This is a genomic window from Acetobacter fabarum, from assembly GCF_022483405.1.
GTDB classification, from domain to species: domain Bacteria; phylum Pseudomonadota; class Alphaproteobacteria; order Acetobacterales; family Acetobacteraceae; genus Acetobacter; species Acetobacter fabarum.
Genome location: NZ_JAKVNI010000001.1, coordinates 2,413,274 through 2,429,952, shown reverse-complemented (window position 1 = coordinate 2,429,952; position 16,679 = coordinate 2,413,274). Strand labels below are relative to the sequence as shown.

The window sequence follows — 16,679 nt, the reverse complement described above, 5'->3', positions numbered from 1 at the left end:
GTGGGGCATGCCCGGCCGTGCAGAAGCCACTTTATTCCTTCGGGGGTAGGGCGGTTATGTCCAGCGTATTTCAGGAGTAATGAAATGCCCAAAATGAAGACCAAATCGTCGGTCAAGAAGCGGTTCAAGATCACCGCGACCGGCAAGGTGCTCTCCGGCCCGTGCGGTAAGCGTCACGGCATGATCAAGCGTACCCAGAAGATGAAGCGCTCCGCTCGCGGCACGCAGGTTCTTCAGCCGCAGGACGGCCGTACGGTTAAGCAGTGGGCCCCCTACGGGCTGTAAGGAGCATCTAAGATATGGCACGTGTTAAACGCGGTGTAACCACACTCGCTCGCCACAAAAAAGTTCTGGAACTGTCCAAGGGTTACCGGGGCCGGTCTTCCACCAACTACCGCATTGCTCTGGAACGCGTTGAAAAGGCGCTCCAGTACGCATATCGCGACCGCCGCAACAAGAAGCGTGAATTCCGCGCTCTGTGGATCCAGCGTATTAACGCCGCTGTGCGTGAACACGGCCTGACCTACAGCCGTTTCATTAACGGTCTGGCCAAGGCAGGGATCGAGATTGACCGCAAGGTTCTGGCCGCCATCGCATTTGATGACGCAGCAACCTTTGCCGAAATCGTCAAGAAGGCACAGGCCGCTCTGGCAGCCTGATTGCCGGTTCTGACAGATCCGGTATACAAGAAGGCCGTCCCTTACCGGGCGGCCTTTTTGCTTTTTGGCGGATGGTTTTTGGGCCTAAGGGCTTTTCTCCCGGGGCGGGAGATTGTATCCGCCGGGTAGTATTTTTTCCTCAGCGCGGGGTTCCATGAGCGACGATCTAGAAACTCTTCGGCAGGATGTCCTGTCCGAACTGGCTGGTGCCACAGACCTGCGGGCATGGGATGCCGTGCGCGTTGGCACTCTGGGTAAATCCGGCCGCCTGACCGGTTTGCTCAAGGCGTTGGGGAAAATGCAGCCCGATGAGCGCAAGGCGCGGGGTGTTGCCCTGAACCGCCTGCGTGATGAACTGACCCAGGCGGTAGAAGCCCGCGGCAAGGAGCTGGAAGCCGCTGCCCTGCAGGCCCGCCTGATTGCCGAAAAACTGGACGTAACCGTACCCCCGCCGGCAGAGGCCGCAGGCTACATCCACCCGATCAGCCGCACGATCGAGGAAATGACGGCCATTTTTGGTGTCATGGGTTTCCAGGTTGCTGAAGGGCCGGATATCGAGACTGACTGGCACAACTTTTCGGCCCTGAACACGCCCGACCATCACCCCGCCCGGACTGACCACGACACGTTTTACCTCCCGCCTGCGCCGGGGCTGGATGTAACCCGCGTCCTGCGGACCCAGACCTCGGGCGTGCAGATCCGCACCATGCTGGGGCAAAAGCCGCCTATCCGCATTATTGCGCCCGGCCGGACCTACCGCGCTGACCACGATGCAACGCATTCCCCCATGTTCCATCAGTGCGAAGGTCTGGTTGTGGGGCAGGGCATTACTCTTGGGCACCTCAAGGGCTGCCTGATCGAGTTTTTGCGTGCATTTTTTGGCAAGCCGTCCCTGCCAGTGCGTTTCCGCTCATCCTACTTCCCGTTTACCGAGCCGTCTTTGGAAGTGGATATTGGCTGGTCGCGCAAAACGGGTGAAATCGGGGCCGGGGAGGACTGGCTGGAAGTGCTGGGCGCAGGCATGGTCCATGCCCGTGTTCTGGCCAATTGTGGGCTGGACCCGCGTGTATGGCAGGGTTTTGCCTTTGGTATGGGGGTCGAGCGCCTGGCGATGCTGAAGAACGGCATCCCCGACCTGCGCTCGTTCTATGAAAGCGATATCCGCTGGCTGCGACATTACGGGGCAGACCCGCTCGCACCCGCACTGCTGCACGAAGGGGTGTGAGAGTATGAAATTCACGCTGTCATGGCTGTATGAGCACCTGGAAACACAGGCAACGCTGGCCGAAATATGCGCCATGCTCAACCAGATTGGCCTGGAGGTGGAAAGTGTCGAGAACAAGGGCGCCGCTCTCGAACCGTTCCTGACCGCGCGTATTCTGGACGCCCAGCCCCACCCCAATGCTGACCGCCTGCAGGTTTGCCGGGTGGATGCCGGTCCCGGCTTTTCGGATGTGCAGGTGGTGTGTGGTGCCCCCAATGCCCGCAAGGACCTGGCGGTTATCTTTGCACCGCCGGGCGCTTACGTGCCGGGGCTGGATATTACCATCAAAGCAGGCAAGGTGCGGGGCGAACTCAGCGGCGGCATGCTCTGCTCCCTGCGTGAACTGGGGCTGGGGGAAGAAACCAGCGGCATTGCCGAACTGCCAGCCGACACGCTGCCCGGCCAGTCCTACCCCGATTTTGCCGGGCTGGATGATGTGGTGATCGACATTGCCATAACCCCCAACCGGGGCGATGCACTGGGTGTGCGTGGCATTGCGCGCGATCTGGCTGCTGCCGGGCTTGGCACGCTGCGCCCGTGGCTGGCCGAAACGGTGGAAGGTACGTTTGCCTCCCCCGTGGAATGGGCCATTACCTACCCCGAGGCCTGCCCGTGGGTGCTGGGGCGGACCATCCGTGGGGTCAAGAACGGGCCAAGCCCGGAATGGCTGCGTAACCGGCTGGAAAGCATTGGCCTGCGCCCCATTTCCGCACTGGTGGATATTACCAATTACTTCTGTTTCGACCTTGGGCGCCCGCTGCATGTGTTCGATGCGAACACAATTGCCGGTGGCAGGCTGACCCTGTGCCGTGGCGCGGGGGAAACCTTCCGCACGCTGGACGGGCAGGATTGCACCGTAACGGCGGAAGACTGCGTTATTGCGGACCAGAACGGCGTGCAGTCCCTTGCCGGGATTATGGGCGGGGAAGCCACAGGCGCTACTGAAGCCACAACGGATGTGTTTGTGGAATGTGCCCTGTTTGACCCCGTGCGTGTGGCCCTGAGCAGCCGCAGGCTCGGCCTGTCGTCTGATTCGAGCTACCGCTTTGAGCGCGGTGTGGATCAGGCGCTCCCCATAGCCGCTCTGGAAGCGGCCACCCGCATGATTATTGACCTGTGTGGAGGGGAAGCCAGTGAGGTTGTCTCCGCCGGGGAGCAGCCTGCATGGCAGCGCACGGCAACGCTGCGCTTTGACCGGGTGCGCGACCTTGGCGGGCTGGACGTGCCGGCTGATGAGAGCGTCAGCCTGCTGGAAAAGCTGGGCTTTGAAGTGCGCGGGCGGACCGCCGAGCAGGTGGAACTGGGCGTACCTTCCTGGCGGAATGACGTGGCGCAGGCCCCTGTTCTGTCGCAGGGCAAGGACCTGCCCGCCGATGTGGCAGCCCTTGCAGCACAGGGCGTTGCAGGCATTGAAGCTGAGAGCGATCTGGTGGAAGAGGTTCTGCGCCTTAAAGGGCTGGACGCTGTTCCCGCTGTGCCGCTGCCCCCCATCAGCGTGGTGCCCGGTGCATCGCTTACTCCCGCACAGGCCCGTTTTGCGCTGGCACGCCGCGTTCTGGCCGCCCGTGGCCTGACTGAGACTGTGGGCTTCTCCTTTGTCTCGCACGAGGAGGCCATGCATTTTGGCGGCGCACCGGAAAGCTTGCGCCTGCTAAACCCCATTGCTTCTGATCTGGACCAGATGCGCCCGACCCCGCTGGTTAATCTGGTGGCGGCCATCCGGCACAACAGCGTGCGCGGGTGGGGGGATATTGGACTGTTTGAGATTGGGCCGGCCTTTGCCCAGTCCGCACAGCAGACGCTGGCAGCGGGTGTGCGCTCGGGTTCCACGCAACGTTACCCCGGTGTGCCCGGGCATGCGGTGTCGCTCTGGGCCGCCAAGGCGGATGCGCTGGAGGTGTTGCGGCAGTTTGGGGTTAACCCCGATGCCATAACCACCACAGCGGACGCCCCGGCATGGTACCATCCCGGCCGTTCGGGTGTGCTGCGGCAGGGACCCAAAAACGTTCTGGCGTATTTTGGTGAGTTGCATCCTTCCGTGCTTCAGGCTGCGGGGATTGATGTGCCGGTTGTGGCCTTCGAAGTGTTTGTCGAAGGCGTGCCTCAGCCCAAAAAGAAGAAGAAAAGCGCGCCTGTTCTATCCGCCTTCCAGCCGGTGCGGCGTGACTTTGCGTTTGTGCTTGCGCAGGATATTCCAGTGGAAAGCGTGTTGCGTGCGGTACGTGGTGCGGACCGCCAGCTTGTGGCCGATGTCAGCTTGTTTGACATTTATACAGGGCCGCATGTGGCGGAAGGCACACGCTCGGTCGGGGTGGAGGTAACACTCCAGCCTACCGAGAAAAGCCTGACAGATGCCGAACTCGAAGCTGTATCCGAGCGTATTGTGGCTGCTGTCAGCAAAGCAACCGGGGCTGTCCTGCGCTAAGGGCAGGCTGCGGTAGAAGGAGCAGGTCATGGCATGTTATTCCCCCGCCCATGTAAACCGTTGGGTTAAGGCTGGTTTTGCCGCTGTGCTGCTGTGCGGTGGGTTTGCCCTGCCGTATGCCGCACGGGCGGACGAAATTACAGGGGCAGGCTCCAGCTTTGCCGCGCCGCTGTATCAGGCATGGTCCGCGGCGGCTCCTTCTGGCGTGGACGTGCGGGTGAACTACCAGACCATAGGTTCGGGGGCCGGGCAGAACCAGATTCTGGCCGGTACGGTGGATTTTGGGGCATCCGATGCCCCAATGGGTCATGCGCGTCTGGTGGCTGGCGGGCTGGTGCAGGTGCCCACAGCTATTGGCGGTGTGGTGGTAACGGCCAATGTTCCCGGTGTGGCTGATGGTGCCCTGCGCCTGAGCGGGCCTGTGCTGGCTGCCATTTACGCAGGCACCATAACCCAGTGGAACGATGCCCGGATTGCCGCCCTTAACCCCGGAGTTAAGCTGCCAGATCAGGTTATTGCCCCTTTGCACCGGGCGGATGGCTCGGGCACGACCTATGTTTTTACAGATTATCTGGCCCATGTATCCCCCGAGTGGAAAAACGGCGTGGGCAAGGGCACATCTGTGGCATGGCCGGTGGGTGCTGGCGCGCGTGGTAATGACGGCATTGCCGCGTATGTGCAGAATACGGCGGGCAGCATAGGCTACCTTGAATATGCCTATGCCGCACGCAACCATCTGGCTCTTGTGCAGATGCAGAACCATGATGGTTTTTTTGTAAGCCCATCCGCCACAAGCTTTGCGCAAGCAGCCCAGTCCGCACAATGGGATGAGGCCGACCTGACCGCAGCCCTGAGTGATGTGGAAGGGGCGCAAAGCTGGCCCATTATTACCACCACCTATGTACTGTTCCCGGCCACGGCCACCGCCGATAATCAGGGGCAGGCCGTACGGCGCTTTTTCCGCTGGGGGCTGGTTGGTGGGGAGGCCGTGACCGGGCAGCTTGATTACGTGCCGCTGCCTGAGCAGATCCGTGCCCGTGTTCTGCGGCGGCTTGGCGGGGAGTGAGCCATATGCGGGGGTTATCCCGCGCTCATTCCAGACTTGTCCTATATTTCATCCACAGATTCTGTGGATAACCGCCCCGGTGGTTAATGCAGCCAGACCTGAGAGAACAGGATCTGATTGACCTCGGTATAAAAAAAGTTCCGAACACGGGCGGATGTCAGCACCACGTTGTCTTTTTCAATCATGGGAGCGGCGGGTGCCTGCTCCATGATCAGCCTGTTGGCTTCCATCCAGAGCTGGTCGCGCTGGGTTGTGCTCAGGCTGGTATCCGTTTTGGCTCGCTCCATGACAGACTGGGCATGGGGGTCACAAAACCCCGGTATGTTAATCGAGCTGTCGGAATGGGGGTGAAAATTCTCACACCCGAAGAGCGCGTCCACAAAGTTGGAGGCCGAGGGGTAATCGGCTGACCAGCTCGTGAGCGAGATTTGCACATGGTTATCCGTATTCTGGATATAGGGCAGATGCAGGCTGCTGCTTATGGGGCGCAACATGGCCTGATAACCAAGGGATTGCAGCATGTCGCGCACCCAGGCACCCATGGCCATGTCCGCGCTGGTATTGTCCACAACCAGCGTAACCTTCTGCCCCGCAGTGCCACTTGCGTGGACCAAATTACGCGCCACCTGCATGTCTGGCGCAGACCATTGCTGTGCCGGTGCGGTGGGTGATGCCCCGCGTGTATAGGCGCAGTTCTGCCCCGCAACATCCAGAGCAGACGGAACAAGCCCGCATAACGGGCGGGCAATACCCGGTCCACCGTACAGAATAACCAGCGCTTTGCGGTTGAGAGCATAATTAACAGCCTGACGCACCCTTATGTCCGTAAAAGGAGGTTCATGCATGTTCATGGGTAAAAAGTAGATCGAGGGGTGGCGCATGACATGCGTCCGCCCCGCAAAGTGGCTGCCAAGTTCCCCCAGCCGGTCGAGGGGGATGGTATCGGCCATCCAGTCATACTGCCCGTTTTCCACCGCGGTTACGGCGGCCTCTTCGGGAATGCCAAAGGTATATTCAATCCGGTCCGGGTAGCCTGCGGGCTGTGCCTGCGGGTTCCAGACATGGAATGCGGGATTGCGGGCAAGATACAGAAAATTGTTGGGGTCGTAGGCTTCCAGCCGGTAGGGGCCGGTGCCGGGCAGGGGGGTGTTGCCCGTATCGTGGTCGGGGGTGCTGGCTGGCAGAATAACGGCGTGGGTAAAGGCCAGCTTTTGCAGGAACTCGGTATCGGGGTGGGTCAGATGGAAGGTTATGCGCCGGGTGGCTGCATCGGCTTCTATCCCATGTTCGAGTGTGCAGTGTGCAGGGGTACGCAGGCAGGCATCCGCTCCGACAAGAGCGCCATAAAACGCCCCCGCTGTTGGCGCACCAATACGGAAAAGGCGCTGGAAGGAGGCAACAACATCCGCCGTGGTCACGGGCTGGCCGTTGGAGAAGGCAATGTTGGGGCGCAGCGTAAACGTGTAACGCAGCCCGCCATCCTGCGGGGCTGGCAGGGTTTCTGCCAGATCGGGCACGACCTCCTTACCCGCAGGGCCTGTGACCTTACGAAAAGTGGTGAGCCCATCATACACATTGGCAAAAAGGTTTATGTATTTGCCAGTGTAGTTGATCTGGGGGTCCAGTGTGCCGCCAGAAGCAGAGGCAACCAGCCGGAGCGTTCCGCCTGCATGTTCGGGCAGGGGGAGTTCGGGGGGAGGTGCCGGAGGGCTCGCGCATATTCCTAGGGGAATGGGGGAGCCCAGCAGCCCTGCCAGCAGCCCCCCTGCAAGCCGACAGTAAAAAGAAGGGGACTTTTTAGCGGGGCGCATTCTGGCCCATGGTCTGGGCGGGCTGCCCGGGCATGGGTTGGCCGGTCATAAGGGCGGCAAAGCCGGAATACATGGTGGTCAGGACAATAATGCCAACCATGATAGCCCCGGCAATAATGCCCAGACGCACAACTTTCTCCGTCTTGTCATTATCGGTCATATTGAATGCCTTGTGGGGAGCCAACGGCCTGTTTTTCATAGAGCATTGGCGCTTTTTTGTATTTGAAGGTGTTTTGCGGCGTGGCAGGTGGCCTGTACCAGTCTGGTGCTGCCTGCCCCTTGTGGGTGCGGGCATGGTAGTAATGCGCATTGGGGTCTTCCGCACAGGCCGAAAGACCTGTGAGCATCAACACAAGCATGGCAAGCCGGGTGCAGGAGCGCGTGGGTGTTTTCATGGTATGGAGCATACTCTCAATCCTTGTGCCAGAAAAGTCTTGCCGGGTGTGGGTTACACTCATGCCTTGTGGGGCCTGTAAGTTCCGCAAAATACATAGTCATGCGCTGTGTGCATGTTCCTGACCTGTGCTTGCGGGTGTGGCATGGTTGCCTCGGGCCTGTTAAAAGCGGAGCCAAAGAGCAGAGTCTGCCATTTCCTTGCCTTATCATTGTGTTAGCAAGGAAGGAATCAGACAGGTTTTGGCAGTAAAAGGGGCATGAGTATGGCGGTAACAGGGCTGGCTGCGATACTGCTTGTTATTGCGCTTTTGCTGGTTGTGGTGAGTGCGGTACAGCCCATTGCCCGCAAGCTTGAACTTTCCGAAACCGTTCTGCTGGCTATTGTCGGCATTATTATTGGTTCGCTGGCAGATTTTGCGCTGCGCACGTCCTATGCCTCTGCCCTGAGCGGGATAGCCGAAACCCTGCTGGATTTTCCCATAAGCAGTGAGTCGTTCCTGCTTATTTTTCTGCCCGTGCTGGTTTTTCAGGGCGCGCTGGCCATTGATGTGCGGCGTCTGGCGCATGAGGCCGCAACCGTGTTGCTGCTGGCCGTTGTGGCTGTGGCGCTCTCCACCGCCCTTATTGGTTTTGCCCTTATGCCCTTTGCGGGCATGCCGCTTGTGGTCTGCCTGCTGCTTGGCTCCATTGTGGCTACCACGGACCCGTCCGCCGTGGCCGGGATTTTCCGCGATATTGGGGCCTCCACCCGCCTGACCCGGCTGGTGGAAGGGGAAGCGCTGCTCAATGACGCTGCCGCCATTTCCATTTTTTCCATTCTGCTGCCATCGGTTACGCTGCACCGCGCCATCCATCCGGGGGAGGCGGTTGTTTCGTTCGTTGTCTCCTTTGCCGGGGCTGTGGTGGTTGGGGTGCTGTGTGGGCGGCTGACACTGGCCATGATGTCGGCCATTGGCAGTTCCGCTGCCGAAATTACGCTCAGCGTTGCGCTCCCCTATGTTGTTTATATTATTTCAGACGAGTTTCTCGGGGTGTCCGGCGTGGTGGCCACTGCGGCTGCGGGGTTGACGCTCTCAGTTTACGGGCCATCCACCGTGCGGCCACAGACATGGCTGTTCCTTAACCAGCTCTGGCAGCAGCTGGTGTTCTGGGCAGGGTCCTTGGTGTTTGTGCTGGCGTCCATGCTGGTGCCGCACCTGCTGGTGGGCATGACCCGCTGGGACTGGGTACTGATCCTGATCGCCAGTGTGGCCGGGCTTACCGCGCGTGCAGCCGTGGTGTTTGGCATGCTGCCGCTTCTGGCGTGGTCACGCCTTTCTCCCCCCGTGCCAACACCGTTCAAGGTAACCATGGTCTGGGGTGGGCTGCGTGGGGCCATTACGCTGGCGCTTGCTCTGGCCGTGACAGAGAACGAGCACGTGGCAACGCCCATTGCCCACTTTATTGGTATTATCGCCACCGGCTTTGTGCTGATCACCCTGCTGGTCAACGGCACCACATTGCGCTCGCTTGTTCTGTTTTTGAAGCTCGACCAGCTTTCTCCCATTGATGAGGCCATGCGCCATCAGGTGCTGGGCATTGGTCTGGGGAATGTGCGTGAGCGGGCGGAGGAACTGGGGAGCGAACTCGGCTTTAGCGCGGATGCCACGCGCCCCGTGCTGGACCAGATCGAGCGCCGCTCGGAGGAGGAGCAGGCTGCCAATGTATTCGACCAGGCTTTGTCGGATACCCAGCGCGTTAATCTGGCCCTGATCACCATAGCCAGTCAGGAACGCTCCTTACTGCTGGACCTGTTCCGTATGCAGGGGTTGTCCCGCCGGGTGATGGAAACGTTGCTGCGTTCGTCCGAAGCGGCAATTGATGGGGCAAGGTTGGAAGGGCGTCTGGGGTATGTGCGCGCGCTACGGCGGCGGCTTAGCCCTTCCTTCCGGTTTGATCTGGCGCAGTGGGTGCATAATTACCTGCGCTGGGACCGGCCGCTGATGCTGTGCATGGCCGAGCGGTTTGAAATGCTGATGGTGGCGCACTTTATTTCCATCTCGCTGACCCGCTTCATGCGTGAACGACTCGAACCCACGCTGGGCAGCCGTATTGGGGAAATTGTGGCCGAGGTGCTCTCCCGCCAGCGCAAGCTGCTGGATGAGGCGCTCGAAACCCTGCGCCTGCATTACCATGGCTACGCCGAGGCGCTGGAAAACCGTATTTTCCGCCAGATATCCCTGCGTCTGGAAGGGGAGGAATATGACACCCTGCTCGCGGAATCCCTGATCAGTGATGAACTGAACCGTGAGCTGCTCAAGGAACTGGAGCGCCGCAGGCACCGCCTGAACAAGCGCCTGAGCTTTGACCTGCGGAGCGGGATTGAGGACCGGATTAAAAACGCAGCCGTATTCCGTGGGCTGCCGGGCGCGGAGCTACATGATCTGGCGACCACCACATCCCTGCGCTTTGTTGCACCGCAGGAACTGCTGTGCCGCAAGGGGCAGAAGATGCGCTACGTCTATTTTATCAGCGCCGGGCTGGTGGAGGCGCATGTGGCCGGGGTGGATGAACTGTACGGGGCAGGGGACCTGCTAGGCGCGCAGGAAGCTCTCCAGCGCTGGCGTTGTGTTGGCAACGTGCGGGCCGTGCAGTTCGGGCACTTCATGGCGATCAAGGCATCGCGTTTCCGCCGTCTGGTAGATGACTACCCGGTGGTCATGCAGAATATAGAAACCATTCTGCGCAAGCGCGAGGCAGGGGAGCGCCCGACATCGCTCCTGCCAAGGCAGAAAATAGCCGCTATGGATGAGGATGGTCTGGCGGCCAGAGCCCTGCTTGCCCCCGAGGGGGATGTGCTGGCCCTTATGCCGCCGGAAAAGCCCGATGCAGACGCATCAGACGATAAAGAGGCAGGCAAGGCGTAAGCCGCCCGCCTCTTTGGGTGCGCTCAGGCGCTTTAGCGCAGGTTGCTCTGGCGCAGAGCAAGCCCGAACTGCACCCAGCCAATGCCGCTTGCTATCAGTTCAACGGCAATAAAGGTGCCAATCAGCCACAGGCCGGACCAGGGCAGGCTAAGGTACAGGCAAATACCCACCACAAGGCTGATCAGCCCGCTGCCCAGAATAATGCCCCAGCCTGGCAGCCCACGGTACTGGAGCGCCATGACCGAGCGCAGAACGCCCACCACAACAAAACAGACCGAGGCAAACACCGTAATGGCCACGGAGCCGGAGACAGGCTCCTTGATCAGCAGGGCGCCGGCAATAATATAAAGCCCGCCGCAGAGCAGGGAAAACAGAAAGCCCCCCCAGTCCTTGACCGCAAGAGCATGCACGCCCTGCATGATCCCGGCAAAAATAAGCAGGCCACCAATAAACATGGTGCTGGCGAGGGTAACAGACACCGCATCAAGGCAGGCAACAAAGCCCAGTATGACCAGCGCAACGCCCAATCCGACAAAGAGGGCCCATTTGTGTGCAAATGGCATGGAGTATATCCTTGCGTCCCAGAGTGAAGAGTAGTGCTGTCCTGATAGTATGTTGCCGCGTGTTAATACAAAATAAAAACAGCTACAGACGCTTCCTGCACCCCACCCACATGGCTTTTGTTGACAGGCCGGTGACGTTCTCGTAAACCCTGCGACCATTGCCGGGAATGTGGACAGACCGGCCAGCGTCTTTTTGCTGGTAATGCGGTGTGCGCCCGCTCCGATCCGTGGTGGACGGAGACTACCGGTGTAATGACGGGCTGTTTCTCCCAGCCCGCCTGTTGAGAGATGAAGAGCGCACTATGAGCAAGCGCCTTGAGAGCAAGTACAAAATCAACCGCCGCCTTGGCGTAAACCTGTGGGGCCGTGCAAAGTCCCCCGTTAACCGTCGTGAATACGGTCCGGGTCAGCACGGTCAGCGCCGCAAGGGCAAGCCTTCTGACTTCTCCGTGCAGCTGATGGCCAAGCAGAAGCTCAAGGGCTACTACGGCAACATCACGGAAAAGCAGTTCCGCCGCTACTATCAGGAAGCCGTGCGTCGTAAGGGCGATACGTCTGAAAACCTGATCAACCTGCTCGAACGTCGTCTGGACGCGGTGATCTACCGCATGAAGTTCGCGATCACGCCGTTTGCTGCACGTCAGTTCATCAGCCATGGCCACATTCTGGTCAACGGCCGCAAGCTGAACATCCCGTCCTACATCGTTAAGGATGGTGACGTGATCGAAGTGCGTGAAAAGTCCAAGCAGCTTGCCATCGTTCTGGATGCAACTCAGTCCGCTGAGCGTGACGTGCCGGAATACATGGAAGTGGATCATCGCCAGATGAAGGGCACGTTCCTGCGTGGCCCGCAGCTTTCCGATGTGCCGTATCCGGTGCAGATGGAACCGAACCTGGTGGTCGAATTCTACTCCCGTTAATCGGGAACTCCGGTTCGACCTGTGGACGCCGGGTGGAGGGTTTTCTCTCCATCCGGCGTTTGCCGTTTTTATTCATGCCAGAAGCCCCGGAACTGATTTATGTCTGATACCGCCAATCCTGAACTGGGTAAGGAAATTGTCCGCCGTCGTACGTTTGCGATCATCTCGCACCCCGACGCCGGTAAAACCACACTGACCGAGCGTATTCTGCGCGCGGGTGGTGCCATTCAGCTGGCGGGGAACGTGCGGGCCAAAGGCGAGCGCCGCCGCACACGTTCGGACTGGATGGCCATTGAGCGCGACCGTGGTATTTCGGTTGTCAGCTCGGTCATGACGTTTGATTACGGCGGGTGCGTGTTCAACCTGCTCGACACGCCGGGCCATGAAGACTTCTCCGAAGATACGTACCGGACCCTCACCGCCGTTGACTCGGCCGTTATGGTGATTGACGCCGCCAAGGGGATAGAAGACCGGACACGCAAGCTGTTCGAAATCTGCCGCCTGCGCGATATTCCCATTGTAACCTTCATCAACAAGATGGACCGCGAGGCACAGGACCCCTTTGCCCTGCTGGACGAAATTGCCTCCTCTCTAGCACTCGATACATGCCCCGCCACCTGGCCGGTTGGCCGTGCGGCCACGTTTGTTGGCACGTATGACCTGCTGAATGGCAAGCTCAACACGCTCACACCGCTGGCGGAGGACGATGCCCGTCTGGTGCAGATGCGTGAGGAACTGGAACTGGCCGAGGCCGCCCTGCCGGAGTTTGACCGTGCCTCGTTTGATGCCGGGCACCTGACCCCCGTGTTTTTCGGGAGCGCAATCAAGGAAATCGGCGTAACCGACCTGTTGGACGCGCTTGTGGCCTTTGGTCCATCCCCCCGTGCGCAGGCAGCAGAAAACCGCACAGTCACGGCGGATGAGCCGGGCATGACGGCTCTGGTGTTCAAAATTCAGGCCAACATGGACCCCAACCACCGTGACCGCATTGCCTTTGCGCGCATATGCTCCGGTCGTTTAACGCGGGGTATGCGGCTCAAACACACGCGCACAGGCAAAAGCTTTGCCGTGCACACGCCCCAGTTCTTTTTTGCGCAGGACCGGCATCTGGCGGAAGAAGCCTTTGCGGGTGACGTTGTGGGCATTCCCAACCACGGCACCCTGCGTATTGGTGACACACTGACCGAGGGGGAGGACATCCGCTTTACCGGTGTTCCCCATTTTGCCCCTGAAATCCTGCGCCGCGTGCGCCTTGATGACGCCATGAAGGCCAAAAAGCTCAAACAGGCTCTGGTGCAACTGGCGGAGGAAGGGGTCGTGCAGCTCTTCAGGCCGCAGGATGGCGCGCCCCCCATTGTGGGTGTGGTGGGCACACTTCAGCTTGATGTGTTGCAGGCTCGGCTGCGGGCGGAATACGGCGTGGGCATCGGGTTTGATTCCACACCATTCTCCCTTGCCCGCTGGATAACCGGACCGCGGGATAAAATTGAGGCATTTGCCGCCTCCAACCGCTCTGCCATGGCGGATGATCTGGATGATGACCCTGTTTTTCTCGCAACGTCGGGCTTTATGATGCGCCGGACAGAAGAACAGAACCCCGACATCAAGTTCCACGACATTAAGCAGATCGGGATCGAAATCGGCTAAGGGGCGCGCGTACAGGTGTTTTTGCGGCAACTCAGTTACCTGATCGCGCTGGACCAGCACCGCCATTTTTCGCGCGCAGCACAGGTGTGTGGGGTGTCCCAGCCCGCACTTTCCTCTGCAATCAGGCAGTTGGAAAACGAGCTGGGTATTACCATCATCAACCGCAACCGCCGGTTTTTCGGGCTGACGGAGGAAGGCCAGCGTGTGCTGATCTGGGCCCGCCAGACCTTGGCGGATCTGGACAGCCTGCGGCAGGAGGCCGCTTTTGCACAGGATGTGGCGGGCGGGTTTGTCTCCATTGGTGTTATGCCTCAGGGGGTGCAGGTTGTGCCTCTGCTGCTGGAGCATTTTCGCAGCGCCGTGCCCGCTCTGCGGGTTGAGGTTACCGTTTACCCTAATGCGGAAATCCTGCATCAGCTCAGGGAACAGCGTATTCAGCTGGGGTTAATGTATCTGGAGCAGGTGCCCAAGGATGGACCGTTTGAGGTCCAGCGCCTGTACGCCGAGCATTACGTGCTTATTGCAGCCCCTTCCATTCCATTGCCGGCGGAGCACAGGTGTGGCTGGGCAGAGGCGGCTACCCTGCCGCTGGGGCTGCTCAACCGCAACATGCACAGCAGGCAACTGGTGGATGCCTGTTTTGCACAGGCTGGCGTGGTGCCGCAGGTTATGCTGGAAACCAACGTGCTGGAACTGCTGCACGCGGAAATCATGGCAGGCAAGGTTGCGGGTATTATGCCCATATCCGCCTTGCCTGAACGTACGGGCCTTATGCCACCATTGCAGGTGTGCAGGCTGGACCCGTCCCCAGCGCCAGATGTTGGCGTGCTTAGGCTGAACCAGCCTAACTCCACCGCGCTACTTACCCGTCTGTGGCATGTTGCCAGCACTTTGGAACTGGACAGTATTTATACCGTTTAGCGGATTGTGGGTTCATCATAAATTTTGCTTATGATGTGATCAGAACAAACGCTTGGACTTATGCGGGCGACCTGAACATCGTGCGGTTTTTCCGGCTGGCTGAGTACAACACACCATGAGCAATATGGACCCAGACGCAGGCATGCCCGTTGTCCATCGGTGGGGGGGCATGCAGCTGCTGGCTGCGTGGCAGGCTTTGAGCGCGCAATGGGCGGGCAAGCTTAAATGGCTCGTTGCCCCATCCTACGGGGATGTTGCCTTTGCTGTGCGCTCGGCGCTTGCTGCCGGGTTGTCCCTTGTTATCGCCATGGCCATGGAGCTGGACAGCCCCCAATGGGCACCGCTGACCGTGTGGGTGGTTGCGCAGTCCTCCCGGGGGGAGAGCTTATCCAAGGCGCGCTGGCGTATTGCGGGTACAATTCTGGGCTGTTGTGTGGCGGTTGGGCTTATTGCCGCTTTTCCGCAAAGTCCTGCCCTGTTTTTTGGCGTGCTGGCCTGCTGGATTGGCCTGTGCTGTGGCATGGCCACGTTTTTGGAAGGGTATAAAGCCTACGGGTTGGTCCTGACCGGCTTTACCTCCGCCATTGTGGCCACCGGGGCCATTATGCAGCCTGATCAGGTGTTTGACATCGCCATGGCGCGCGGCACGTATATTGTGCTGGGTGTAGTGTGCGAGGCCCTGCTGGCCCTGCTGTTTATGCCCGGCTTGCAGGCCCATGCGCGCGCCCGGCTTAAAACCCGGCTGGAAAGCGCACAGGCACTGGTGCGCAAGCGCGTGACCTGTCTGGTAGAAGGGCACCCGACAACCGAACTGGACCAGAGCCCACTGCTGGGCGAACTGACTGCCGCAGGCAGTCGTATTGAATACGATGCGCTGGAAGCCGGGGGGTATGGCCATATGGCCGACCATGCCCGTGCTGCACTGGCGGGGCTGCTGGTTATGCTGGCCCGGGCAGAAGGGCTGGCGACCCTTAAGCTACTGCCTGCCAGCAAGGTACCAACGTCCATCCGCAAGGATGAGCGCAGTATTGACGAACACGTGCAGGCCTGCCTGACCCACCGGCGGGGGGACCATTTCCGGTTTCGTATCCGGTCGCGCAGGCATACGCTGGAAGCGGTGGAAAACGGTGTGCGCGCCTGTGCGGGTATTCTGGTTGGCTGGTTGCTGTGGGAGGTCACGGCATGGCCCGCAGGGCCAACGTTTATGTCGCTGCTGGCACTTGTGTACGGCCTGCTGGCCACGCGGGAAAACCCGGTTGTGGCTTCGGCTCCGTTCTTTCGAGGGGCTGTGTGGTGTGTGCTTGTCGCCGGGATTTACGTAACGCTGGTGCTACCCGCGCTCAGCACGCCCGAACTGCTGGTACTGCTGCTTATGGTGCCCATGGTTATTGGCGGGCTTGCCGCGCGCAACCCGGCTACGGCGGGCTATGCGTTTTCGTTCAACATGTTTCTGCCTGTTCTTATGGGGCCGAATAATCAGGGGCGGTATGATGAGGTTTCGTTCCTTAATACCGCACTGGCATTTTTGGGGGCTGTGCTGGTGGCGGGGTGGACTTACCGCACGGTTCTGCCGTTCCGCCCCGATTCCCACATGCAGCGCACGGCACGTTGGACCAGCAGGCAACTGCGGGAGCTGGCCTCTGCCAATAACCGGGTTTCGGTTTATCAATGGTTGTCGGGTAATGCGGATAGTCTGGTGCGGATTGTGCGTAATGCCCAGGGTATTGCCCTGCCGCAGCGCAAAGCATTTGCCCGCCAGCAGTTCTCGGGCATGGTGAGCGGAATGCATGTTATTCTGCTGCGCGAGCTTGCTCTGGCCCCCACCACGCCGCGCAATGTGCAACAGGCGTTCCGGGCTTTTCTGCGGCACTGGGAGCAGGATGATGGCGTGGTGGTAACCCGGCAGGCAGCCATAACCGCCCGTTGGCTTGGCAGGCAGGTTGCGCAGATGCCCCCCCAGCAGCAGGAAATATTTGACCACGCTTTGCTCAGTCTCCAGCTTCTGGCCTGCGCGCAGCCTATGGAACTGCCATAAAAAAAGGGGATGCCGGAGCACCCCCTTGTGGTCACCCTCCGCTACCGGGCCTGCCCGTGGCGGAGG

The 16,679-nt window shown here is 60.0% G+C and carries 14 protein-coding genes; 10 read left to right on the top strand and 4 right to left on the bottom strand.

Features of this window, described 5'->3' with window-relative positions:
• Positions 1-84 precede the first annotated feature (84 nt).
• From rpmI to pstS, 5 genes are all read left to right on the top strand, one after another.
• Entirely contained in the window at positions 85-285 is a 201-nt protein-coding gene (rpmI, locus tag LKE65_RS11345; RefSeq protein WP_048853984.1) for a 50S ribosomal protein L35, read from the top strand.
• Positions 286-299: 14 nt separating this feature from the next.
• Positions 300-659 carry a 50S ribosomal protein L20 gene (rplT, locus tag LKE65_RS11340; RefSeq protein ID WP_025824929.1) on the top strand — a complete coding sequence of 120 codons (360 nt, stop codon included), beginning with the start codon at positions 300-302 and terminating at the stop codon, positions 657-659.
• A gap of 154 nt (positions 660-813) precedes the next feature.
• Entirely contained in the window at positions 814-1,884 is a 1,071-nt protein-coding gene (pheS, locus tag LKE65_RS11335; RefSeq protein ID WP_086647200.1) for a phenylalanine--tRNA ligase subunit alpha, read from the top strand.
• A gap of 4 nt (positions 1,885-1,888) precedes the next feature.
• Positions 1,889-4,348: a phenylalanine--tRNA ligase subunit beta gene (gene pheT, locus LKE65_RS11330; RefSeq protein ID WP_278741407.1), complete on the top strand. Its 2,460-nt coding sequence runs from the start codon at positions 1,889-1,891 to the stop codon at positions 4,346-4,348.
• A gap of 28 nt (positions 4,349-4,376) precedes the next feature.
• A complete protein-coding gene (gene pstS / locus LKE65_RS11325) occupies positions 4,377-5,414 on the top strand; it encodes a phosphate ABC transporter substrate-binding protein PstS (protein WP_253527344.1) in 1,038 nt (345 codons plus the stop codon).
• Positions 5,415-5,497: 83 nt separating this feature from the next.
• Here the strand turns inward: pstS and LKE65_RS11320 are convergent, their stop codons facing one another.
• The 3 genes from LKE65_RS11320 to LKE65_RS11310 are packed head-to-tail and all read right to left on the bottom strand — an operon-like array spanning position 5,498 to position 7,632.
• Positions 5,498-7,225, bottom strand: coding sequence for an ABC transporter substrate-binding protein (locus LKE65_RS11320; RefSeq protein WP_278741405.1), 1,728 nt, complete (start codon positions 7,223-7,225; stop codon positions 5,498-5,500).
• Positions 7,212-7,385, bottom strand: coding sequence for a hypothetical protein (locus tag LKE65_RS11315; protein WP_158093064.1), 174 nt, complete (start codon positions 7,383-7,385; stop codon positions 7,212-7,214). Before LKE65_RS11315 ends, LKE65_RS11320 begins: the two co-directional genes overlap by 14 nt.
• The gene (locus tag LKE65_RS11310) at positions 7,375-7,632 is read right to left on the bottom strand and encodes a hypothetical protein (protein WP_233129195.1); all 258 of its coding nucleotides are present in this window, start codon (positions 7,630-7,632) and stop codon (positions 7,375-7,377) included. Before LKE65_RS11310 ends, LKE65_RS11315 begins: the two co-directional genes overlap by 11 nt.
• A 252-nt stretch (positions 7,633-7,884) precedes the next feature.
• Between LKE65_RS11310 and LKE65_RS11305 the strand changes: the two genes are divergently transcribed.
• Positions 7,885-10,527 (top strand): cation:proton antiporter, encoded by a 2,643-nt coding sequence (locus tag LKE65_RS11305; RefSeq protein ID WP_095349160.1) that lies wholly within the window; start codon positions 7,885-7,887, stop codon positions 10,525-10,527.
• A gap of 32 nt (positions 10,528-10,559) precedes the next feature.
• On the opposite strand, the gene LKE65_RS11300 is transcribed toward LKE65_RS11305, so the two are convergent.
• Complete coding sequence (locus tag LKE65_RS11300; protein ID WP_086647205.1) at positions 10,560-11,090, bottom strand: HdeD family acid-resistance protein; 531 nt, start codon at positions 11,088-11,090, stop codon at positions 10,560-10,562.
• Between the two features lie 302 nt (positions 11,091-11,392).
• Here LKE65_RS11300 and rpsD point away from each other — a divergent pair, with 302 nt between their 5' ends.
• The 4 genes from rpsD (at position 11,393) to LKE65_RS11280 (ending at position 16,613) form a co-directional block, all read left to right on the top strand.
• On the top strand, positions 11,393-12,010 hold the full coding sequence (rpsD, locus tag LKE65_RS11295; protein WP_025824941.1) for a 30S ribosomal protein S4: 618 nt from the start codon (positions 11,393-11,395) through the stop codon (positions 12,008-12,010).
• Positions 12,011-12,109: 99 nt separating this feature from the next.
• Positions 12,110-13,657 (top strand): peptide chain release factor 3, encoded by a 1,548-nt coding sequence (locus LKE65_RS11290; protein WP_095348932.1) that lies wholly within the window; start codon positions 12,110-12,112, stop codon positions 13,655-13,657.
• Positions 13,658-13,672: 15 nt separating this feature from the next.
• Positions 13,673-14,578, top strand: a complete 906-nt coding sequence (locus tag LKE65_RS11285; RefSeq protein WP_278741403.1) for a LysR family transcriptional regulator — start codon at positions 13,673-13,675, stop codon at positions 14,576-14,578.
• 115 nt (positions 14,579-14,693) lie between these two features.
• Positions 14,694-16,613, top strand: coding sequence for an FUSC family protein (locus tag LKE65_RS11280; RefSeq protein WP_242005675.1), 1,920 nt, complete (start codon positions 14,694-14,696; stop codon positions 16,611-16,613).
• Positions 16,614-16,679: the final 66 nt, after the last annotated feature.